This is a genomic window from Paractinoplanes polyasparticus (assembly GCF_019710575.1).
GTDB lineage: Bacteria > Actinomycetota > Actinomycetes > Mycobacteriales > Micromonosporaceae > Actinoplanes > Actinoplanes polyasparticus.
Map to the genome: position 1 here is coordinate 160,933 of NZ_JAHWFK010000004.1, position 20,798 is coordinate 181,730.

The 20,798-nt window shown below is 69.5% G+C and carries 20 protein-coding genes; 10 read left to right on the forward strand and 10 right to left on the reverse strand.

Features of this window, described 5'->3' with window-relative positions:
- Positions 1–87 precede the first annotated feature (87 nt).
- Both KXC43_RS06710 and KXC43_RS06715 read right to left on the reverse strand, forming a co-directional pair.
- Entirely contained in the window at positions 88–1,131 is a 1,044-nt protein-coding gene (locus tag KXC43_RS06710; protein WP_221375063.1) for an NAD(P)-dependent alcohol dehydrogenase, read from the reverse strand.
- Between the two features lie 109 nt (positions 1,132–1,240).
- Positions 1,241–1,684 (reverse strand): SDR family NAD(P)-dependent oxidoreductase, encoded by a 444-nt coding sequence (locus KXC43_RS06715; RefSeq protein WP_221375064.1) that lies wholly within the window; start codon positions 1,682–1,684, stop codon positions 1,241–1,243.
- Positions 1,685–1,791: 107 nt separating this feature from the next.
- Here KXC43_RS06715 and KXC43_RS06720 point away from each other — a divergent pair, with 107 nt between their 5' ends.
- Genes KXC43_RS06720 through KXC43_RS06735 form a run of 4 tightly spaced genes read left to right on the forward strand, consistent with a single transcriptional unit; the run spans position 1,792 to position 4,633 of the window.
- Positions 1,792–2,541 (forward strand): class I SAM-dependent methyltransferase, encoded by a 750-nt coding sequence (locus KXC43_RS06720; protein ID WP_308128985.1) that lies wholly within the window; start codon positions 1,792–1,794, stop codon positions 2,539–2,541.
- A gap of 16 nt (positions 2,542–2,557) precedes the next feature.
- The gene (locus KXC43_RS06725) at positions 2,558–3,223 is read left to right on the forward strand and encodes an HAD family hydrolase (RefSeq protein ID WP_221375065.1); all 666 of its coding nucleotides are present in this window, start codon (positions 2,558–2,560) and stop codon (positions 3,221–3,223) included.
- Positions 3,224–3,262: 39 nt separating this feature from the next.
- Positions 3,263–3,592 carry a nucleoside triphosphate pyrophosphohydrolase family protein gene (locus KXC43_RS06730; RefSeq protein WP_221375066.1) on the forward strand — a complete coding sequence of 110 codons (330 nt, stop codon included), beginning with the start codon at positions 3,263–3,265 and terminating at the stop codon, positions 3,590–3,592.
- A 45-nt stretch (positions 3,593–3,637) separates the two neighbouring features.
- Positions 3,638–4,633: an MsnO8 family LLM class oxidoreductase gene (locus KXC43_RS06735; RefSeq protein ID WP_308128986.1), complete on the forward strand. Its 996-nt coding sequence runs from the start codon at positions 3,638–3,640 to the stop codon at positions 4,631–4,633.
- A 5-nt stretch (positions 4,634–4,638) separates the two neighbouring features.
- Here KXC43_RS06735 and KXC43_RS06740 read toward each other — a convergent pair whose 3' ends face one another.
- Both KXC43_RS06740 and KXC43_RS06745 read right to left on the reverse strand, forming a co-directional pair.
- A complete protein-coding gene (locus KXC43_RS06740; protein WP_221375067.1) occupies positions 4,639–5,895 on the reverse strand; it encodes a prolyl oligopeptidase family serine peptidase in 1,257 nt (418 codons plus the stop codon).
- A gap of 105 nt (positions 5,896–6,000) precedes the next feature.
- The gene (locus KXC43_RS06745; RefSeq protein ID WP_221375068.1) at positions 6,001–6,606 is read right to left on the reverse strand and encodes a YdeI/OmpD-associated family protein; all 606 of its coding nucleotides are present in this window, start codon (positions 6,604–6,606) and stop codon (positions 6,001–6,003) included.
- Between the two features lie 184 nt (positions 6,607–6,790).
- Here KXC43_RS06745 and KXC43_RS06750 point away from each other — a divergent pair, with 184 nt between their 5' ends.
- Positions 6,791–7,078, forward strand: a complete 288-nt coding sequence (locus tag KXC43_RS06750; RefSeq protein ID WP_221375069.1) for a fascin domain-containing protein — start codon at positions 6,791–6,793, stop codon at positions 7,076–7,078.
- A gap of 5 nt (positions 7,079–7,083) precedes the next feature.
- On the opposite strand, the gene lysX is transcribed toward KXC43_RS06750, so the two are convergent.
- Genes lysX through KXC43_RS06765 form a run of 3 tightly spaced genes read right to left on the reverse strand, consistent with a single transcriptional unit; the run spans position 7,084 to position 11,641 of the window.
- A complete protein-coding gene (gene lysX, locus KXC43_RS06755) occupies positions 7,084–10,317 on the reverse strand; it encodes a bifunctional lysylphosphatidylglycerol synthetase/lysine--tRNA ligase LysX (RefSeq protein ID WP_221375070.1) in 3,234 nt (1,077 codons plus the stop codon).
- Positions 10,314–11,141, reverse strand: a complete 828-nt coding sequence (locus tag KXC43_RS06760; protein WP_221375071.1) for a DMT family transporter — start codon at positions 11,139–11,141, stop codon at positions 10,314–10,316. Before KXC43_RS06760 ends, lysX begins: the two co-directional genes overlap by 4 nt.
- A 56-nt stretch (positions 11,142–11,197) precedes the next feature.
- Positions 11,198–11,641 (reverse strand): hypothetical protein, encoded by a 444-nt coding sequence (locus tag KXC43_RS06765; protein ID WP_221375072.1) that lies wholly within the window; start codon positions 11,639–11,641, stop codon positions 11,198–11,200.
- A gap of 134 nt (positions 11,642–11,775) precedes the next feature.
- Here KXC43_RS06765 and KXC43_RS06770 point away from each other — a divergent pair, with 134 nt between their 5' ends.
- From KXC43_RS06770 to KXC43_RS06780, 3 genes are all read left to right on the forward strand, one after another.
- The gene (locus KXC43_RS06770) at positions 11,776–12,222 is read left to right on the forward strand and encodes a SigE family RNA polymerase sigma factor (RefSeq protein ID WP_221375073.1); all 447 of its coding nucleotides are present in this window, start codon (positions 11,776–11,778) and stop codon (positions 12,220–12,222) included.
- Between the two features lie 87 nt (positions 12,223–12,309).
- A complete protein-coding gene (locus KXC43_RS06775; protein WP_308128987.1) occupies positions 12,310–13,839 on the forward strand; it encodes a recombinase family protein in 1,530 nt (509 codons plus the stop codon).
- Positions 13,840–14,439: 600 nt separating this feature from the next.
- The gene (locus tag KXC43_RS06780) at positions 14,440–15,513 is read left to right on the forward strand and encodes a hypothetical protein (RefSeq protein ID WP_221375075.1); all 1,074 of its coding nucleotides are present in this window, start codon (positions 14,440–14,442) and stop codon (positions 15,511–15,513) included.
- 124 nt (positions 15,514–15,637) lie between these two features.
- Here the strand turns inward: KXC43_RS06780 and KXC43_RS06785 are convergent, their stop codons facing one another.
- The 3 genes from KXC43_RS06785 to KXC43_RS50575 all read right to left on the reverse strand — a co-directional run bounded on the left by KXC43_RS06785 (position 15,638) and on the right by KXC43_RS50575 (position 17,902).
- On the reverse strand, positions 15,638–15,946 hold the full coding sequence (locus KXC43_RS06785) for a hypothetical protein (RefSeq protein ID WP_221375223.1): 309 nt from the start codon (positions 15,944–15,946) through the stop codon (positions 15,638–15,640).
- Positions 15,943–16,923, reverse strand: a complete 981-nt coding sequence (locus tag KXC43_RS06790; RefSeq protein ID WP_221375076.1) for a replication-relaxation family protein — start codon at positions 16,921–16,923, stop codon at positions 15,943–15,945. The genes KXC43_RS06785 and KXC43_RS06790 overlap by 4 nt, the downstream gene beginning before the upstream one ends.
- An 832-nt stretch (positions 16,924–17,755) precedes the next feature.
- Positions 17,756–17,902: a hypothetical protein gene (locus KXC43_RS50575; protein WP_255643626.1), complete on the reverse strand. Its 147-nt coding sequence runs from the start codon at positions 17,900–17,902 to the stop codon at positions 17,756–17,758.
- Positions 17,903–18,676: 774 nt separating this feature from the next.
- Here KXC43_RS50575 and KXC43_RS06800 point away from each other — a divergent pair.
- Complete coding sequence (locus KXC43_RS06800) at positions 18,677–18,859, forward strand: hypothetical protein (protein ID WP_221375078.1); 183 nt, start codon at positions 18,677–18,679, stop codon at positions 18,857–18,859.
- A gap of 476 nt (positions 18,860–19,335) precedes the next feature.
- Positions 19,336–20,214, forward strand: a complete 879-nt coding sequence (locus KXC43_RS06805) for a CE1 family esterase (protein WP_221375079.1) — start codon at positions 19,336–19,338, stop codon at positions 20,212–20,214.
- Positions 20,215–20,798 lie beyond the last annotated feature (584 nt).

Below are 20,798 nucleotides of genomic sequence, written 5' to 3' on the forward strand. Positions count from 1 at the left end.
CCGAGGCTAGAGGCGATCAGTCCACTGCGGTAGGGCAAGCGCTTGCCGATGTGACCCCCGTCTCCACAGCCGGGCCACCACCGGCGCTCAGCGCAACGAGTCGATGTCGATCACGAACCGGTAGCGGACGTCGGACTTCAGCACCCGCTCGTACGCCTCGTTGACCTGGTCGGCGGTGATCATCTCGACCTCGGGGGCGATGCCACGCTCGGCGCAGAAGTCCAGCATCTCCTGAGTCTCGGCGATGCTGCCGATGCCGGAGCCCGCGAACGAGCGCCGGTTGCCGAACAGGGCGAACACCGGCACGGCCAGCGGCTCGGGCGGGGCGCCGACGCTGACCAGCGTGCCGTCGAGGCGCAGCAGACCCAGGTAGTCGGCCATGTCGATGGGCGCGCTGACCGTGTTGATGATCAGGTCGAAGCTGTTCCGGAGCGCCTCGAACGTCGCCTCGTCGCGGGTGGCGTGGTAATTACCGGCCCCGAAGGCCAGGCCGTCGTCCTTCTTGCCCAGCGTCTGCGACAGCACGGTCACGTCGGCCCCCATCGCCACGGCCAGCTTGACCGCCATGTGGCCCAGACCGCCCATGCCCACCACGGCTACCTTGGTGCCCGGTCCGGCCTTCCAGTGCGCCAGCGGCGAGTACGTGGTGATGCCCGCACACAGCAGCGGCGCCGCCGCCTCGTACGGAATGGCCTCGGGCACCCGCAGCACGAAGTCCTCGTCGACCACGACGTGGGTCGAGTACCCGCCCTGGGTGATCGTGCCGTCCCGATCGACACTGGCGTACGTGCCGGTGTTCCCGTTCTCGCAGTACTGCTCCTGCCCGGCCCGGCAGTTCCGGCACTCGCGGCACGAGTTGACCATGCACCCGACCCCGACCCGGTCGCCGACCGCATGCCGGGTGACCTCCCCGCCGACCTCGGCGACGCGCCCGACGATCTCGTGACCCACGGTCAGCGGATAGGTGATCTCGCCCCACTCCCCGCGCATGGTGTGAATGTCCGAGTGGCAGATCCCGGCGTACCGGATCTCGATCAGAATGTCCCGCGGCCCGACGTCCCGGCGCTCGACGGTGGTGCGAACGAGCGGCTCGGTGGCCGAGACAGCGGCAATGGCGTTGACGGTGGACAAGAAGACCTCCGGCTGACAATAACGTTGACGAATCCAGCAAACAGCAGACCGCAGGGCCGAGGGAGTCACTACCGGAAGACGTACTGACAGACCACCCCTCGGCGCCGGGCTAAGGCAAAGGCTCCGCGAAGACCCGGAACTCGCCGCGGCTCGTGTGCATGCGCCACAGCCGCTCGGCCAGAACGTCCGGGTCGTGAGTCGGATGCCCCGGCGTGATCGCGCCCGGGGAGAACTCGACGGCGGCGCTCAGGTCATCGACAGTCGTTTCCAGCACCGGCCGCAGGAACTCCTTCTGCGGCAGCGGGCTGTACTGCAACACCTCAACCGGACCGAGCTCCTCGGCCGCCCGGTCGAGCGCCGCGCCGAGCGCCCCGGTGTCACGCACGTCCGCCACGAACCCGCGGGCAGCAACGCCAGGCAGGTCCCCGGCCAGCTTGTCGAGCTTCTCCCGGCTGCGCGCGACGAGGGCAACACTGAAGCCCTCCGCCCCGAACCGCCGGGCAACGGCCGCCCCGAGCCCCGGCCCAGCACCAACAACGGCCATAGTGGTCATCCGCCCAGCACACTCCGTTCCCGCCGCCCGTGGAAGGCGCTGCCGGTGGATGTACCCGCAGTACACGGGTTGACCCGGACCCCGAGGTACGGGTTTAGCTTCGGCGCGTGGGAGATTTCGACTACGAGAGCAAGGGACACGGGTACGCGGTGCAGCGCCGGCCCGATCCACGCATCGGCGGCATGATCCATGCTGCCCTGGGGGACGCCCGCACGGTGCTGAACGTCGGGGCCGGGGCCGGGTCGTACGAGCCGGACGACCGGTACGTCGTGGCGGTCGAGCCGTCGGCGCGGATGCGCGCCCAGCGTCCGGTCACGGCGGTGCCGGCGCTGCACGGGACCGCCGAGGAGCTGCCGTTCGACGACGACTCGTTCGATGCGGCCATGGCCACCGTCACCGTGCACCAGTGGTCCGACGTCGGGCGGGGGCTCGGCGAGCTGCGGCGGGTCGCGCGGCAGGCCGTCGTCGTGCTGACGTTCGACGGGGAGGCGCTCGACCGGCTCTGGCTGGCCGAATACGCTCCGGAGCTGATCGCGGCGGAGCGGCGGCGCTACCCGGCCATCGACATCATCGCGAAGCTGGCCGGGGGCAACGCCGAGGTTCTCGAGGTGCCGATCCCGATCGATTGCGTCGACGGGTTCACCGAGGCCTACTACGGGCGTCCCGAGCAGTTTCTCGACCCGCGGGTACGGGCGGCGCAGTCGGCCTGGGGCTTCGTCGACGCGCGGGCGGCCGACCGGGCGGTCGAAGCGCTGCGCGCCGACCTCGGCTCCGGCGCCTGGGACGCACGCCACGGCCACCTGCGCACCCAGCCCGAGTTCCACGGCTCGCTGCGGCTGATCGTGGGCCGGCCGTGATGGCAAGATCGGGCGGATGGAACTTCCCGCGTACGTGGACGCTGTGGTCTTCGACAACGACGGCCTGCTCGCCTACACCGAGGCCGGCTGGACCCGCGCCGAGACGGCGATCTTCGCTGAGCACGGGCACGAGTTCGGCATCGATCAGAAGCAGATCGTCATCGGCAAGTCTTTGGCGGCGGCCGGACTCGCCATGGCCGACTACTTCGGGCGGCCTGGTGCCGGGCCGGCGCTGACACGCCGGCTGCACGATCTTGTTGCGGTCGAGCTCGCGGCCGGCGCCGACGCGCTGCCCGGTGCGCGGGAACTGGTGTCGGAGTTGCGGGGCCGGATTCCGATCGCGGTGGCCAGCAACAGCCCGCGTGCCTTCGTCGACGCCGCACTCGTCTCGGCCGGGCTCGACGACCTGTTCAGCGTCGTGCTCAGCGCGGACGACGTCGAGCAGCCCAAGCCGGCTCCCGACCTCTATCTGGCTGCCTGCACGCGGCTGAACGCCGGCCCCGCCCGTACGGTGGCGTTCGAGGACTCCCCCACCGGGGCCGCCTCGGCGAGGGCGGCCGGGATGGTGGTCGTGAGCGTGCCGTCGCTGCCCGGCGCCGACCTCGGTGCCGATGCCGAATACGCCTCGTTGGCCGACCCCGCCCTGGTCGCCTGGGCCCGCAAGGTACGGGGACCGAGGTAGCCGCGCCCTCCTCGGATCGGACGACCATACTGGTCTGCCATGGACCTGGACGAGTACCAGCGCGGCGCCCTGCGGACGGCGGCGCCGCGTGACAAGAAGAACGAACTGCTCCATCTGGTGCTCGGGTTGGCCGGCGAGTCCGGGGAGGTCGCTGAGAAGTTCAAGAAGTGGGTCCGCGACCTCGACAGCGACGAGACCCGGATCGACCGGGCCGGCATCGCCAAGGAGCTCGGTGACGTGCTCTGGTACGTGGCGGTGCTGGCCGACTACCTGGACCTGTCACTGGACGACATCGCCACCGCGAACCTGGCCAAGCTGGCCAGCCGCCAGGGCCGGGGCGTCCTGGGCGGCAGCGGCGACAACCGCTGAGGCGAGCGGGGGAACAAGCCCCGGCCGGGCGACGCTGCACCAGGGGTGATCAACTCCGGGCTTCGCATCTCGCTGCTGGACCGGTCCCGCATCCGGGCCGGCGAGGCCGAGCCGGCGGCGCTGCACGGCACGGTCGCGCGCGCCGGTCAGGCCGAGCGACTCGGGTACTACCGGTTCTGGGTCGCCGAGCATCACGCGGTCCCCGGCATCGCCGGCTCGGCGCCGGCGGTGCTCCTGGCCGCCGTCGCCGGCGCGACGAGGACCATCCGGATCGGTTCGGCCGGTGTGATGCTGCCCCACCACCAGCCGCTGGTCGTCGCCGAGCAGTTCGCCACGCTGTCGGCCTTCGCGCCCGGGCGGGTGGACCTGGGGCTGGGCCGCTCGCCCGGCTTCACCGCGCCGGTGCGCCGGGCTCTGCGGCAGACCGACCGTGATTTCGCGGCCGACCTCGGGGAGCTGCGCGACTTCCTCCACGGAACGGCGGAGGTCGGCCTGCACCCGCGGCCGGACGGGCCGGTGCCGTTGTACGTGCTGGCCACCGGCACCGGCCTGCGGATCGCCGCCGAGCTGGGGTTGCCGGTGATCGTCGGCGGTCCCCTGCTGGGTGTCGGCGGCGACCCGGCCCCCGGGTTGGAGGCGCTGGCCGGCTATCGGCGCGCCTTCCGGCCGTCGCCGCAGCAGCCGCAGCCATGGGTGGCCATCAGCCTCGACGTGCTGGTCGCCGACACCGCCGCCGAGGCCGCCGACTTGTTGCTCCCCGAGGCGTGGGCGATGGCCCGCAGCCGTACGACCGGAGTGTTCCCGCCCCTGGAACCGGTGGCCGCGGTGCGGGCCGCCACCCGTACCGCACGCCAGCAGCAGCACCTCGAGCAGACGATGGCGGCGGCCGTCGCCGGCACACCGGCGCAGGTCGAGCGCATGCTCGCCGAGCTGTTCGACCGCGCCGGCGCCGCCGAGCTGGTCGCCGCCGGCAGCACCTTCGACCGCGCTGCCCTGGCCGCCTCGGACGCGGCGCTGGCCGCCCTGTTCGACCGGCGCTGACCCGCTCAGGCGCGCTGACGGGCCATCCACTGCCAGACGGTGAGGCCGTTCTGGCGGGGGTCGTTGCGGGCCACGTAGATCCAGGACCAGTGGCCGGCGAACCGGTGGCCGTCCCAGGTGACGTTGTCGTAGAGGGTCAGCAGCGACCCCGGAATCAGATCGTGCGCGTGCACCGTGTTCGGCTCCGGCGGGACCGTGGTGTCGTCGCGCGAGGTCACCAGCCACGTCGGGGTCGTGATGGCCTGAAGTTCGGCGTCGGTGATCTGGCGGCCGCCGCCGGGCTGCAACGACTGGACCACGCCGCAGATGGGCACCGAGGAGGCGAACAGGTCCGGGTACTCGACGGTCATCTTGAGGCTCATGTAACCGCCGTTGCTGCAGCCGACCACCGAGATCCGGTCGCGGTCGATCGGATGGCGCCGGGCCACGTCACGGATGATGTCGCGGATCTGGGGGGCGAACCGGTCGCCGTCCTCGAGCCAGAACGACTGGCTCTGGGGAGCGACCACGTAGGCGCCGTCGAAGATGTGCTGGGCTTCCCGGGTGGCGAAGCCCAGTGCGCCCCGGTTGGCTCGCAGGGGCGTCTCGTTGTCGTAGTAGTTGTCGGGCAGGGAACCGCCCTCGCCGCCGCCGTGCAGCCAGACCACCAGGGGGCGCCGGCCGTGGCGGTGGCGCGACGGCGAGTACAGGCGGTAGTTCATGCCGGACCCGGAGGTGTGATAGCTGAACGCGTCGACCTCGGGGTTCGACAACCGGCCCTGCTCGAACGACGTGAAGGTGACCGGCCGCCCGCGCACGACGACCGGGCTGTTCTGCGTGATCGTGTAGACCAGGTCGAGCTGGACGTTGCGCCCCCTGCTCACGATGTAGCCCAGTGTCCCGCCGCCGATCTGCCCTTCGGCGTGCGCGAGGTCGAGCACGATGTCGCCGTCGCGGCCGACCCGGGCCGCGGTGACCGTGCGGTCGAGATCGTACTCGCTGAAGATGAGGTCGCCCGGGGCCAGCGGGATCGGGCTGGTCGCCTTGGCGTGCACGGTGAACGTGCCGGTGGTCAGGCCGGCCGGGTCGACGCGGCCCAGCCGCCCGGTTCTGAGGGTGACCGAGGTGACCTGCTCACCGCCGTCGAGCGTCTCGGCGCCGAGCGTGAAGCGGACCTTGGTGGAGGACCGGGAAGCCTGGGCGGCTGCTCCCGGCAGAGCCAACCCGGCGGCGGCGCCCGCACCGGCGGCCAGAACGGAACGACGGCTGATCGGCGTGGCCATGTGGCCTCCCTGTTTCGACCCCGTTACAGAATGACGCAGTGATGCCGGTCTATCACAGACGATCACCGGACGAAAGGGGCAGTGGCGCGGCGGCCGTCAGCAGGTTCAGTCGGCGTCTTGGGGCTTGGCCTTCTGCGGCTGGAGCGACTCGTGACGGGCGAGCATGGCGACGAACTCGCCGATCTTCCGCTCGCGGGTCTCCGCTCGCTTGACGGCGTTGAGGCGGTAGGTCATCGCGAAACGATTGGCCTTGGTCAGGACGTCGAACATGGCCTGCGCGGCCGGGTCGGCGGCGATCGCGGCCAGCAGGTCGGCGGGCACCTCGGCCGCCGAGGGCGGGGCGTAGGCCGCCGCCCACCGCCCGTCCGCCTGCGCCGACTCCGCCGCGGCCCAACCGGCGGGCAACATCCGTCCCTGCGAGTCCAGCCTGGCCACGTTGAGGACGTTGCGCTGCGACCACACGCTTCGGGGCCGGCGTGGCGTCAGACGTCGCCACGATATCGACTCGTCCCCCTTACGCCCCTGACCGTCGATCCATCCGACGCACAGGGCCTCGTCGACCGCCTGCTGCCAGGTCAGTGTGGTGACGGTTCCACCCTTTCGGCTCAGGGCGAGCCACACCCCGGGCGAACTGGCGTGGTTTTCCACCAACCACACCCGCAGCGCCTCGGCGTCGGCTACGACCAGTTCGTCCAACTCGCGACCCGTCATGACAGGCAGGCTAACGCTCCTTCGACGCCGGGCCGGCAGCCGCCTTGCCGGGGCATCACGAAGACCGTCGATGCCTTATCGTCCTTTGTGCTTGTTCGACGCGGGGGGAGAACGGCATGGCTATAAGCATGCGTAAACGTGGGGTGGCGGCGTCGTCGAGGCGGGCGCCGAGAGCGGCTGCCTGGTGCTGCGCGACGGCGGTGCGACCTATCACCTGGCCGGCGGCGACCCGGCCGTCGTCAAGGCGGGCGCCGCCGTGTCGGTCACCGGATACGCGGCCGGGACCGTCAGCAGTTGCGCGCAGGGCACGGGTTTCCGGGTGCAGTCGGCCGTGCCGGCGACCCCGGTCAGCCTGCGCGCACGGGTCAACAACAAGTTCGTCACCGCCGAGGAGGCGGGCGCCAAGGCGCTGATCGCCAACCGCGACACCGTCGGCGGATCGTGGGAGAGGTTCGACCTGATCGACCAATAGGGAGATCAGCTCGGGCGGACGATCGGGAACAGGATCGTGTCGCGGATACTCAGGCCGGTCAGGTTCATGACCAGGCGGTCGATGCCCAGGCCCATGCCGCCGGTCGGGGGCATGCCGTACTCCATGGCAGTCAGAAAGTCCTCGTCGACCTGCATCGCCTCGGGGTCACCGGCCGCGGCCAGCAGCGACTGGGCCACCAGGCGCTCGCGCTGGTCGATGGGGTCGATCAGCTCGGAGTAGGCGGTGCCCTGCTCGGCGCCGAAGATGACCAGGTCCCACTTCTCGGCGAGCCGCGGGTCGGTGCGGTGCTGGCGGGTGAGCGGCGCGTTCTCCTTCGGGAAGTCGGTGTAGAAGACCGGCGTCGTCGTCGTGCCCTCGCACAGCTCGCTGTAGATCTCTTCGAGCACGAAGCCCCAGGCCGGATCCTCGGGCAGCGCCAGCCCGATCTTGTCCGCGTGGACCAGCAGCGTGCTCAGCGGGGTGTCGGCCGTGACGTTCTCGCCCAGTTTCTCGGAGACGGCCACGGTGATGGGCTTGACCGGCCAGTCGCCCGACAGGTCGTACTCCACGCCGTCGCGACGGGCGATCGGCTCGCCGTACACCGCGGTAGCCGCCTCCTGGATGATCTGCTGGGTCAGCACCCGCATGGTGTTGTAGTCGCCGTAGGTCTCGTACACCTCGAGCGACGTGAACTCCGGGTTGTGCTTGAAGTCGGCGCCCTCGTTGCGGAACTGGCGGCCCACCTCGAAAACCTTCTCGAGGCCGCCGACGAGCAGCCGCTTGAGATGCAGCTCGGTCGCGATCCGGAGGTACATGTCCAGGTCGTACGCGTTGATGTGGGTCTCGAACGGGCGGGCGTTGGCGCCGCCGTGCACCTGTTGCAGCACCGGCGTCTCGACCTCGGCGAACCCCCGCCGCTGCAACGAGTCGCGCACGCTGCGGACCACTGCGGACCGCTTGTGGGCGATGTCCCGCGCGTCGGGCCGCACGATCAGATCCACGTACCGGTAACGGATGCGCGACTCGGCGTCGGTGAGCCCGCGGTGCTTGTCGGGCAGCGGCCGCAGCGCCTTGCTCGTGATCCGCACCGAGGTGGCGGCGACGGTCAGCTCGCCCTTGCGCGTGGTCATCACCTCGCCGGTGACACCGATGTGGTCGCCGAGGTCGATGTCGGGCCACAGGTCGTACCCGTCGGCGGCCGCGTCGGCCATCACCTGCAGGTCGCCGCTGCCGTCGCGCAGGGTGACGAACCCGAGCCCGCCCATGTCCCGCTTGAGCAGCACCCGGCCGACGACCGAGACCTCCTTTCCGGTACGGGTGTCCGGCGGCAGGTCGCCCGTTTCCGAGCGCAGCGTCGCGAGTGTGTGGGTGCGCGGGTGGCCGACGGGGTAGGGGTCGATGCCGCGCTCCCGCAGACGGCGGACCTTCTCGGTGCGCACGCGGATCTGCTCCGGCACTTTGCGGGCGGCCAGCGGGTCGGGCGGCGGCGGGATCAGCGCCCGCACCTGAGCGGCGTAGCCGGCCCCGGCCCGGGCCAGCCCCTCGTCCACGCGGCGGCTGAGCCGGGGCGCGGTGAGGAAGCCCTCGGCGCTGCCGGCCGCCGTGCCCACCCGGGGCAGGTCGGAGGTGTACTCGAAGCAGAGGAACCGGGGCTCCCAGTCCGGCAGGTATTTGGCGTTGGCCCGGTACAGCGATTCGAGCTGCCAGTTGCGGCTGGCCAGCACGAGCGACTGCCGCCAGAGCCGGGCGATCGGACCGGCGCCGATCTGCGCGCCCCGTTCGAACGCCTCGCGGAACATCGCGAAGTTGAGCGAGACCCGCCCCGCGCGCCCGGCCAGCGCGGCCACCATGAGTTCGACCAGGCCGTTGTCGGCGGTCGGGTCGCGGCGCATCAGGTCGAGCGAGAGCCCGGTGGGCCCCCACGGCACGAAGCTGAGGAACCCGCGCAGCCGCCCCTCGCCGTCGCGCGCCTGCACCATCACGCAGTCGTCGTCGAGCGGGTCGCCCAGCCGGCCGAGCGCCATCGAGAAGCCGCGCTCGTCGCCGCCGTCGCCGCGCCACTGGGCCGCGTCCGCGCTCATCGCCGCGAAGTCCTCGGGTGTCAGGGCGCTGTGCCGGCTGACCACGGTCGTGTAGCCGCGCCGCTGGAGCCGCGCCACCGACTGCCGCACCGCCTTCATGCCGGGCGCGCTCAGCGAGAACGCCTTGAGGTCGAGGATGGCTTCATCGCCTATCTCGTACGCCGTGAGGCCGGCCTCGGCATAGGCCGAGGCGCCCGGACGACCGGCACCCATCACCGCCAGCGACCACCCGCCGGAACGCGCCATCACTCGCCATGCCTCGATCGCGGCCCCCCACCGCGCCGGATCGCCGACCGGGTTCCCGCTGGCCAGCGACACCGAGCCGACCACCCGGTAGGAGACCCCGGCGGTGGCCGTGGCCGGGTCGCCGGTGTCCCACACGACCGCCTTGTCGCGCCGGGTCGCGAAGTAGCCCAGCGAGTCGTGGTCACCGAAGTCCCGCAGCAGGGTGCGCACCCGGGCCTCGTCGGCCGCGTCGAGGGTGTGGGTGGTGCGCGGCGCCCGGAACAGCAGATGGGCCGACGTCAGCACCACGGCCGCGCCGAGCAGACCGGTGATCACGTGGGCCCACCACGGCGAGACGACCACCGGGCCCTGAGCCGGCCGGCCGAGGTCGCCCAGCATGGAGTCGAAGACGTGCAGGGCCGCCGCCGCGACGCCGGGCGACGTCCCGGCGGCCCGGACGAGGAAGGTGCCGACCGCCAGCACGACCGCTCCCCCGGCCAGGAAGCAGGTGGCGGCCACGACGACGCTGCCGGCGACCTGCCGCGACGTGAACTGCGAACGGGCCCGGATCGCCACCGCGGACACGACGGCCATCAGCACCAGGCCGATGACCTGAGCCACCCGCACGTCGGAGAACAGCGAGACGATCCGCCCGATCTCGGGCAGCACCAGCCACCAGATCAGCAGCAGCCACCAGGCCGCCCGCAGCCGCCGCCGCAGCGCGACGCCCATGGCGAGCAGCAGGGCCGCGTACGTGAAGCCGGGCACGACGGGAATGGTGAGCGCCGAGACGACGTCCATCGACCGGCCGAAGTAGTGCCGCCAGGGCGGGACGACGGTGACGAGGATGCCCAGGCCCGCGTACGCGAACATCGCCAACGCGAACCGGTCGGGCCAGCGGTCGTCGTGCGGCCGTCGCACCGGCGTGGTCATGGGCGTGCTCCTTCGATCTCACCGTGCCGGGACAGACTGACGGCGCCGACGACAGCGATGACGAATCCGGCCGCCGCCGCCCAGCCCCACCCGGGCCGGGGACGGTCACCCAGCAGAAGCAGGCCGACCGCGGCCGGGGCGACGGTTTCGAGCACGACGAGCGGAGCCGTCGCCCCCGTCACCGAGCCCCGCTGCAGGGCCAGGGAGTAGCTCAGCAGGGCGACGACGCCCCCGATGACCAGCCCGTAGGCGGCGGGGTCGGTCAGCACGCCGCCCAGCGTGAGCGGGGCCGGCAGCACGCGGGTGGCGACGGCGACCACGCCGTACCCCAGACCCGCGACCGCGCCGAGGGCCGCCGCGTTCCTCACCCGGGCCAGCGGGACAGCCACAACCACCAATAGGACAGCCGACAGCAGCACCCCCCAGCTGAACGAGGCGGCCAGCGGGACCGGTTTGTCGGCGGCGGCCGACAAACCGACCAGCACGAGACCGGCGATGACGACGCCGATGCCGATCCGGTCGCCGCGCCCCAGCCGCATCTTGAGAACGACGGCGCCGAGCACCGCGGTGACGGCCAGGAAGCTCGCCACGACGGACTGAACGACGAACAGGGGCAGCGTGCGCAGAGCGACCAGCGAGAGCAGGAAGGCCAGCCCGTCGACGGCGAGCCCGAGCAGATAGAGCCACGACCGCGCGAGCCGCACCAGCAGCCGGACGTCGAGCCCCTCGGCCGCGGGCGCCCGTCGTACCGCCAGGGCCTGCAGCACGGACGCGATGCCGTAGCAGAGGGCCGACCCGAGCGCACCGACGAGCCCGACCCCCATGGGGCTGACCCTAGACCCGGTCCCACCGGATGGACAGCGTGTCGAAGCTCTCCCGGTCAGGGGGCCGGCGAGCGGATCGCCTCGGTCATCAGCAGGGCCGCGAGCGGCAGTTCGACGACGGCGGCGGAGGCCAGCGCCCACCACAGTCCGGCCCGGTCGGTGGTCAGCAGGTCGAGGCCCGCGTCGCAGACCAGCAGCACGCCGAGCGCGAACCCGACCAAGGACGCCGCCCGGTGACGCCGGGACACGAGCACGGCGGTGGTGACGAACATCGCCAGCAGCACCAGGTCGAAGCTCACCCAGGCCAGCCGCCAGTGCCGCACGGTGTGCGTGTCCGGCAGGGTCGCCGCCAGATACGCGATCCACGGCACGAGCAGCACCGCGCTGACCACCAGAAGCCTCAGGTGCCACACACGCCGGCGTCCGGGACCCGCGAGACGGCGGATCAGATCCCGGCGCTCATCGTGGGACATCGCGGCGATGTCATCGTCGCTGATCACCCTCCGATCCTGTCACCCACCGGCAGGAGCGGCTCCGCCCGCGAGTAGGTCAGAATATTTCCGTGCGGACCCAACCGATCGTCATCGATCCAGCGTCGGATACGCAGTGACGGTGACAGGGGGCGGGACGGCGGATGCCGAAGAGAACCGACAGCGAATACCTGGCCTTCGTGCGGGGCCGGGTCACCGGTCTGCGGCGGGCGGCCTATCTGCTCTGCGGTGACTCGCACGGCGCGGACGACATCGTGCAGGAGACGCTGACAAAGCTGTACTCGCGCTGGCCGCGGATCAGCTACGTGGAGAATCTCGACGCGTACGTCAACACGATGCTCGTCCGGGTGTTCCTCGACGAGCGCCGCCGGGGCTGGTGGAAGGTCGCGCTGCTCGACTGGCTGCCCGAGCGGGTCGCGAGCGCGCCGCCGGCCGGGCAGGTCGAACAGGAGTCAGTGGTGCACACCGCTCTGATGAGTCTGGCGCCCCGGCAGCGCGCGGTCGTGGTGCTGCGCTACCTGTGCGACCAACCGGTCAAAGAGGTGGCGCGGGTCCTCGGCTGCTCCGAGGGCACTCCCAAGGGGCGTTAGCTGCTAAGGTTGACGTTATCAGGTGGTGGGCGCGATCGGAAGGAACTCTGATCGATGGTACGGCGGACGACACGGGCACGGAACACGGTGCGGTTCGACAGCAAGGCCACCCTGCTGGCCGGTGGTGCTGAGGTGCGCGCGGGGCGGTATCAGCGGGCGAGTCAGGACAAGAAGGAGCAGGGTAAGAGCGTCGGTGATCAGGGCAAGCTCAACGTTGCGGAGATCAACCGCAACGGCTGGACCGCATCCGCGACGTTCACCGACAACGATCGGTCCGCGTCGCGGCACGCGACGAAGGAACGGCCGCAGTTCGAGCTGTTGATGGACGCGATCCGGGCGGGCAAGTTCGACGTGCTGGTGGTGTGGGAGATCTCCCGCAACCAGCGCGACCTTGCCGTGTACGTGCAGATCCGCGACCTGTGCACCGAGGTCGGGTTGAACTTCTGGCTTGTCGGTGGGGTGCTGTACGACCTGCGCGACAAGAACGACCGGATGATGCTGGGCTTCCAGGCCGTGCAGGCGGAATGGTTGGCGGACTCGATCCGCGACAATGTGCTGCGCGGGATCGTCGGTGCGGCCGAGGCGGGCCGCCCGCACGGCAAGGTCACCTATGGGTACCGGCGGATCTACCACACCCGTACCCGGGCGTTGGAGCGCCAGGAGCCGGACACCGAGATTCGGCAGGCGACCGCGGCTGACGGGATGGTCAGCGAGTTCTCGCACGCCGGTGTGGTGCGGGAGATCTTCGAGAAGGTGACCGGCGGGACGCCGCTGGTCACGATCGAGGACGACTTGAACGCCCGTGGGATTCCGTCCCCGGAGGGCTCGGCGTGGCGGCGTGGGGTGATCCGCAAGATGGCGTTGAACCCGGCGTACATCGGTAAGCGCGTGCTGCGTGGGGAGGTCATCGGGGACGGCATGTGGGACGGCTTGGTGAGCGAGGACAGCTATTGGGCGGCCGTCCGCTTGTTGCAGGACCCGTCCCGGACGACGACGCGGGCCGGACGGGCGGTGCATCTGTTGTCCTACATCGTGACGTGCTCGGTGTGCGGCGGTCCCACGTCTAAGCAGAGCGTGAACCGGCGTGGCTGGACCGGTGAGCTGTACTCGTGCTTGAAGAAGCGGTGCGCGGCGGCGCCGATGGACATCTTGGACGAGTACGTTCAACGCGCGGTTGTGGCGTGGCTGTCGAGGCCGGACATCTACGAGGTGTTGACCGCGCAGACCGCCACCGATGCCGATGTGTCGCACGCCCGCGCCGAAGCCACACGGCTGCGCACCGATCTGGAGGACTGGCGCAAGCTCGCCGAGTCCGGTGACGTCACCCCGATCTCGTTCGCCCGCGCGGAGAAAGGGTTGTTGGCGCAGATCGCCGAGCACGACGCCCGCGCCGCCGAGGCGGGTATCCCGCCGGTGCTGCGCGGCCGGATCGGTGCTGAGGCGGTCGCGGCGTGGGCCGAGCTGGGCGACGAGGTGGCCGTCAAACGCGACATCATCCGCCTCGTGGCCGACATCCGGCTCATCCCGGCGGGCAAGGGCAACCGTCGCCCGTTCGGCCGGCACCGCCTCGATTGGCGGTGGAAGTTTGGCAAGGAACACGACGACGTGGCAGCGTGAACTCACCTCAGTATTGAGGCAATCTCTACTTGATCTTGCGTCATAAAAGCCCGAATCTCACTCTTCCTTTATCCGCAGCTATACGAATTACACGCGCCCCCTCCGGCGCGTGTCGTATTCCTGACACTGCGCCAAGCGAGCATCATGAATGTGCGATCGTTGGACGTCTCCAGCGCTCCACATGGCAGGAAGATGCGTGATGCTGAAGTTGATATTCCTCTGCCGTAGGTGGCGGGCATGACGCGGGGCGTATTTCTTATATTGACCCTCTACACCGTCGTACCATTCTCCATAATTAGGCTATCTTCGCTAGTTTCGATACTCGTTTCCAGATGGCATATTGAGCACTTCTCGCCCCGCCTCCCCGCACTGGGGAAGAGGTTGAGTGCGGCCAATCCCTTTAAGGGACTAATGCGGACCGTCCGCTGTCGGCTGCAACAGAGAATGAAACGCTTCGCTGTCGAAGGAGACAGGCGGCCTAGGCTCCCCCATTCGTTGTTGTCGGCAATGGCCCGGCGCATCGGTCCCTCTAGCGAGACGGCCGAGCAGGCGCCTACTGTAGTCGTCTACCGGAACCTCGCACTCATCGCTCTACCAGTCATGGTCGCAGCCGCCTATGGCGCTATTGCTGCAGCCGCACCCATCCTCCTGTATAGCGGCCTGGTTGAGGTCGTGGCGCCACGCAACGAGCTACCAATCGTCGGGCCTGCCGCCACCACCGCCCTTGTCGGAGCGTTCGCAGGGGCAATGGTATGCGGCAGCGTCATTACCCATATATTTGATTTTCCACGGACTGCGGTGCTACGTAAGCTTCGCCGTTCGGGACACGGCTTGGACGCCAAGTCGATGTACTCAGTGTCGGCCCAGCTAGCAGCCGACCGATTTCACCTGCTGCATTGGGTGATCGGGTTCTGGTGTCCACTCACGTATTTGGCTTTCGCCAGCGCGGAAGTTCTTTCAAGCTCGGCCCAAGCAACGCAGAGCGACCTATCGCCAGCCGGGAAATTTGTAGTGAATTGGTTCTTCGCTATAATCTTCACATCGGCACTTTTGGCTTCGTTCGGGGTGCGTAGACAGTCAGCCCGAATAAAATCTCTGGGCGCAATCCTGACATACTTGCATCGCTACGACGGTGGCATCAACACTGAGCCCGGGAATCATCCAGCCGCATCAAGCGCTGATAACAGACGCCGCATCCGCTTGGCCAGATTGGCCGATAGTCTCGACCACTACTCCCGGTCGATTGGACGCCCATTGTCGCAGAGATCAACGGTGCACCCCACGGCGCTGATTATGCGGGCCGTTGCGCGCAACATACGAGCTGTACTGCGCAGCCGTGACTCTCTGCACCCCAAGGGCCTCGACGGCACAACGCAATCTCTCAGGGGAGTTGCAGTGTGCCTGACAGGCTCCACCGATCTGGACATGCTTGCACTGGCTGACGACGTGAAAGCTTACGGCGAAGATGGAACGCCAGCCGAGGACCTGATCGAGCCAGCGCCGAGTAGGTTGTCTCGGCTCGTCCGAAGGCTGTCAACCATCATCGGTGGCGACTTGGAACGGCCTGTCAAGGCGTTGCAGAACCTTGGGATATTGATAGGAGCCGTTGTAGCTCTCTACGCATTTTTATTTCATGGCGATTTGAATGCGCTTAAGGACTTGATAGCGAAGTAGAACTGGCAAGGAGCTCGGCCCGAAGCGCGACGACTCGATGGTTTGACACGAGCCACGTGACCGAAGCGGTGTTGTTCAATGCCACATGCCACTGGCCTGCGAATGTCAACGGTTCGACCGCAAGTCACGCCGCTCCGGCGTCGTCGCTTGGCCGCGTCGGCGCTGCGGGGTGGTGCAGCCGCAGCAGCCGGGCGAGCCGGGCGGCTTGATCAACGCTCGGTAGAGGCGCTTCGGCGGCGAGCGCCTGAATCTCCGCCTCGGTGGCCGGGTCGATGAGCCTGCGGGCCATCGGCAGCGTGCCGCGCGCTTCGGGGTGACCGGGGATGTCCGCGTGCGGGTTGTCGACCGGCAGCGGCTCAGATTCCGGCACGGCGCCCGGCAATGCCGCCCGCCGATTGCCCGTCTGCTCCGAGCCGGACCGCCGACGAGTCATGACCCGGCGCCATCCGACAACAGTCCCGAACCGCGGAACCGGGGGTTGCTCTGGCGGGCGCCAACGGCGAGGTGATGTAGCGCGACGCCCGAGCCGTCCGGGTGGGCCAGCGGCCACCAGATCGCCCCGGTGGGCCACGTCCGCAACTTGCGGTAGGAGGTGGTCGCCACCGGCGGCATCGGCACGCCGGTGGCTGCGGCGAGGTCGGTCCACCGGCGGTGCAGGTGCCGTTCCCGGTTGTCGTTGACCATCACCAGCACGGTTATGTCCCGCTCGGTACGCCAGTGCACCGCCTGATGCCGCTCAACGGTCGTGATCAAACCGCGGAACGGGTGACGCACGGAGTCGCAGTACACCCAGAACGGCACCGTCTCAGCGGCGTAACGCCACCGGCCGTGCGCGTCCGGGAGGGTCTTGCCGCCGCTGGTGTCGGCGCACCGGGCCGGTCCCCACCACTGATCGAGGCGGGCAGTGTCACGGTCGCGGGCGCTGTGGTGCAGAGCGGCGAAGAAGTCGTTGAGGGCCAGCCGGCGCCGCAAATGCGGGCGCTCGTGCGGGACGAACCGCGACCACGCCTCGATCCACCGATCTTGGCTCAAGACCCGTTCGACGCCGGCCCAGTAGGCGCCGCCCTGTCCGAGCGACCACGCCCACCGTTGTCCCTCGTTCCACCGGGGCGCTACCGGGACCGGCAACCCGCCCGGCCCCGCGTCGTTCGCCTCGGCGGGCAGTCCGGCGGGATGGGTGCCCGGATACGGGAAGCGCACCAGCAGCGCCCGGGTCGCCAGATACCGCAACCGGCGACCGGCATCGGCAACCCGCTCGGGCCAGGGGAAACACAGCGCGGCGAGTTGTTCGGTACTCATCACCTCGTGTTCGGCGACCAGCCGCAACACCTGCCGGTCCACCTCGCTCAGCCGCTCGATCTCGGCGAGCACGTTGATCGGGTGGGATCGGTCGATTCGGGCTCGGGCCATGTGGGCGCACCTCAGCTTCCCTGCCCCGCGCCCCCGTGGCCGAGGCCATCGATCGACCCGCCCCTTACGCCCCATCCGGACCGATCTTGTCAACGGTAGGCAGATCCACACCCGATCCGGTAGCTGACCGAGGTTGTCTCCGATGGTCTCCGGTAGTCCCGGCACAGCATCACGGCAAAGCAGTAGCCGGCGTCTGGCCGAGGCTAGGGCCCGCCCACCGGATGGCCCGATGCGGCCGCGCCGCTTCCGCTCCTCGCCGCGTGGACGCGGCTGCGGTGCGCGTCGGCTTGCCACCGGCTACCGTGCGCCCGGCGGCACCACCCACGGCAGAACCGCGCTCACCGCACGCGGCAGCGCGACTATTGCGTCACTTTCATCGATGCCTTATCGATCATGGCCGGTGATCACCTTCAAGGCTTCTCGACTACCCTCCATGCCATAGCTTTCCCCCAGGTCACCCGGAAGGGCCTTCTGACCTGCACTGCTACCTCATGGCTGAACATGGGGCTTGAGCTGGGAAACCTTCTCGTCAAGTCATTGATGTACTTCAAAATTCAGCACACCCCTTGGCATTCACAATGTCGACAGGGGCGGTGCTCGCGCTCGCACGCCGGTCACGCACCCTCGTAATCACGGCCGGAAGGCCGCCGGTCGCGCGGATAGCGCCACCCACCCGCACCCCCATGCAATCCACACCGGTCGATGCGCACACGTCGTCCGCAGGGCCGGGGCCAAGGCGGCCCGGGCCGTCTTGGGCCCGGTCACGGAGCGCAGACCGGCGCCGGTGCCGGGGCGGCGCGATAGGTCAGGTCGCGTCGCCCCGCGCGGGTGGTCAGGCCGCCTTGTCGGCGCGCTGGTGGGGGCCGAGTCGCAGGAGCCGGGCGAGTCGGGCGGCTTGATCGACGGTGGGCAGTGGCGCTTCGGCGGCGAGGGCCTGGATCTCTTCCTCGATGGCCGGGTCGGTCAGGTGTTTGGCCATCGGTAACGTCCCCCGCGCGTTGGGATGGCCAGGTGTGGTGCTCGGGTCGGGGGTCAGACCGGGGCCGGGCGGGGTGACCGCCTCGGATGCCGGCCGGTCGCCTACAGTCGGGCGACGGCGTGGGTGGTGCGGGGTCTGGCTTGTGGCCATGTTCCTCCACGGTGGATGTTCGCCGGTGGTGTGGAAGTGGTGTGCATACGCGGTTCGCCTCCTTCTTGGGCTCGACGTTGACGAGCAGGTGTTGCCGGGAGCGCTACGGGCGGGCGCCGGTAACGCGGGCGCCAACCGGTAACGGCACCGGCCGGCACAAGCCGGAACGGGTGCCGCACGGTCGACACGTTTCGTGCCAAGCCCGTCCGGGCTGGCAGCTGGGAGCGCTACGAGGTGACGGCAGCGCTACGGGCAACACCCCGCGTGGTAACGCCTCGCCGGCGCTACCAGCCGCCTCCGGGGCGCGGGGCAGGCCGCTTCCGGTTGCTTCCGCTTCCAGGTCGGCCGGGCCGGGCGGAAGGAAGCGGAACGAGGAAGCGGAAGCCCGGCCGTTCCGGCACTGTTCCGCCGCGCCGAACGAAACAGCGCCCCGGCCGTTCCGGAACGGTCGACGGGAACGCGGACTGTTCCGCCGGGCGCGCGGAACAGCCGCCCCGGACCGGTCAGCCGTTTCGGAACAGCCGCCCGGGACTGCCGGAATTCTGCGATGCGAGCAGGGGCGTCACCGATCGCCACCGGTCCTCGTTAGGACCAGCAACCCCTCTCGCAGGGAGTGCCGCAGCCATGACCAACGCCGAACCGCCCGACCCGGACCACGCCGACCGCCCTGGTGAGCTTCCCAGCGACAGCAAGGATCACCGCCCGGTCGCCGGGCCCGCGCCCACCTGCTCCGGAAACGACCCGCGCGCCCACCCGGCCTTGAGCACCGCCGAACGGATCTCCGGCAACCGGCCAGCCCGGTTCTGAGTGCCCGGCACGACCAGCCCGCCTCCCGCGACCGATGAGGCCGACACGAGAGCTGTCCGATCCAGTCGAAGGCCGCGAGCGGTTGGTGCGTTGGCCTGCGGTTCGCAGGGTAGATCTGCCCGATGGAGTCCGAATCTGGTCAGACTCACCTCTGCGAATTCCATAGATCTTGACGGTTTTGGTCGGCGAGGACGCTGCGTCGGCGTGGCCTGTCCGCGGCGACGTCAGCGGACCTGCTCAACAGAACAGATCGAGACGTATACGCTGTGGTGGGCTGAAGCGATCGGCATCACCAGCACGGGTTCCCGTGTGCGACCCGCCTGCCAGGCCCACCAGCCCCGGCAGGCGGGTCAGCCCGGGCGGCGTGGCCGTCGTAGCCACCGTCCTTACCTGACCGTGGCTCCGCCCTGACGTTCCCCGAACATTGCGCTGCCACCATGCCGGGCATGGTTAATCGACTCGGTGCCCTGATCGGAATGGCCACACTCCTCCTCGCTACCGGGTGCCGGGCCGACCCCGAGCCGCCCGCCACCGAGGCGCCGCGTGGTTCGTCGGCTCAGTCGCTCACCGTGGCCGGGGTCGAGCGTACGTACCGCCTGTACGTCCCACCCGCCCTGGCAGACGACACACCGGTGGCGCTGGTGGTGATGATGCACGGCGGATTCGGCACCGGCCAGCAGGCCGAGGACGCGTACGGCTGGAACGCGAAGGCGGACGCCGCCGGGTTCGTCGTCGCATACCCCGACGGGGTGAACCGGGCCTGGTCGGTCGGCGGCGGCTGCTGCGGCCATCCCGGGCGGCAGGGCACCAACGATGTCACCGTCATCGAAGCGATCGTCGACGCGATCATGGCAGCGCTGCCGGTCGATCCCGCCCGCGTCTACGCCACCGGCATGTCCAATGGAGCCATGATGTCCTATCGCCTGGCCTGCGACTCGACCCGGTTCGCGGCGGTCGCCCCGGTCGCGGGCACCCTGATGGCCGACTGCCCGGCGCCGAAACCGGTATCCCTGCTGCACATCCACGGCCTGGCCGACGACAACGTGCCGTTCGACGGCCGCCCCGGAACCGGCTTCGCGAAGGTCGACGGACCGCCCGTTGCGACCTCGATCGACCTCTGGCGGGCTCCCTGCGCCGCCCCGACCGAGACGACCGCGGGCCCGGTCACGACGGCGAAGTCGGCCTGCCCCGGCAAGCGCGAGGTCACGCTGACCACCATCGCCGGAGCCGGACACCAGTGGCCCGGCGGCGAGTCCAAACCGGTGCTGGAGAAAGCAATGGGCATCGATCCGCCGTCGACCGCACTCGACGCCACTGCCGTGATCTGGGACTTCTTCGCTGACCACCCCGGCTGACCTCACATCTGAGTGACAGCCAGAATGACCGCACGGCGATCCCCACCACGGCCCGGTCCCAGTCCAGCCAGAAGGACTACAAACCACCAACCCAGACCACGTGCCACGAGAACTGTCCGGTCTCAGCGACCACGTCAGTTGACGATGCGGTGAGCTGACGGCGACAAGTAGATGGAGACGACAAAGCGGTCCCGGCTGGGGTCCGTCGTGTCAGCAAATTCGATCTCGCTCTATATGTTAACGATCATGTCATCGGCCAGTACCCGTGGGCTGGCGTTCGACAGATGCAGCAAGACAGGGTGGCACGAATTCTCGTCGAGGTTGGCGGATTCGATGCGTCAAGGTGCTGCGACGGAGGAGACCCACTCCCGCAGTGAGAGACATGACCACCGCCTTATTCGTTACGGTGAGTAACTGGCCTGACCCGTCAGGCACCCCGCCGCGTTGCCGCCTGCGCCCGCTTCGCGGCATGTGAGTAAGCCGAACACGCGTGAGAGGTGGTTCGCTTAAGTAATTTATGGGGAGTATTTCCAAGGTGCCGTTCCCGGGCGAGCCTGCGTACAGGGGAGCGCGACAATCTCTCG

Bases quoted from the DNA above. Each gene is read 5' to 3' on its own strand.
- KXC43_RS06715 (WP_221375064.1), bottom strand. From the start codon at position 1,684: ATGACCACTATGGCCGTTGTTGGTGCTGGGCCGGGGCTCGGGGCGGCC.
- KXC43_RS06725 (WP_221375065.1), top strand. From the start codon at position 2,558: ATGGAACTTCCCGCGTACGTGGACGCTGTGGTCTTCGACAACGACGGC.
- KXC43_RS06730 (WP_221375066.1), top strand. From the start codon at position 3,263: ATGGACCTGGACGAGTACCAGCGCGGCGCCCTGCGGACGGCGGCGCCG.
- KXC43_RS06740 (WP_221375067.1), bottom strand. From the start codon at position 5,895: ATGGCCACGCCGATCAGCCGTCGTTCCGTTCTGGCCGCCGGTGCGGGC.
- KXC43_RS06745 (WP_221375068.1), bottom strand. From the start codon at position 6,606: ATGACGGGTCGCGAGTTGGACGAACTGGTCGTAGCCGACGCCGAGGCG.
- lysX (WP_221375070.1), bottom strand. From the start codon at position 10,317: ATGACCACGCCGGTGCGACGGCCGCACGACGACCGCTGGCCCGACCGG.
- KXC43_RS06760 (WP_221375071.1), bottom strand. From the start codon at position 11,141: ATGGGGGTCGGGCTCGTCGGTGCGCTCGGGTCGGCCCTCTGCTACGGC.
- KXC43_RS06770 (WP_221375073.1), top strand. From the start codon at position 11,776: ATGCCGAAGAGAACCGACAGCGAATACCTGGCCTTCGTGCGGGGCCGG.
- KXC43_RS06780 (WP_221375075.1), top strand. From the start codon at position 14,440: ATGGTCGCAGCCGCCTATGGCGCTATTGCTGCAGCCGCACCCATCCTC.
- KXC43_RS06785 (WP_221375223.1), bottom strand. From the start codon at position 15,946: ATGACTCGTCGGCGGTCCGGCTCGGAGCAGACGGGCAATCGGCGGGCG.
- KXC43_RS06790 (WP_221375076.1), bottom strand. From the start codon at position 16,923: ATGGCCCGAGCCCGAATCGACCGATCCCACCCGATCAACGTGCTCGCC.
- KXC43_RS50575 (WP_255643626.1), bottom strand. From the start codon at position 17,902: ATGGCCAAACACCTGACCGACCCGGCCATCGAGGAAGAGATCCAGGCC.
- KXC43_RS06800 (WP_221375078.1), top strand. From the start codon at position 18,677: ATGACCAACGCCGAACCGCCCGACCCGGACCACGCCGACCGCCCTGGT.
- KXC43_RS06805 (WP_221375079.1), top strand. From the start codon at position 19,336: ATGGCCACACTCCTCCTCGCTACCGGGTGCCGGGCCGACCCCGAGCCG.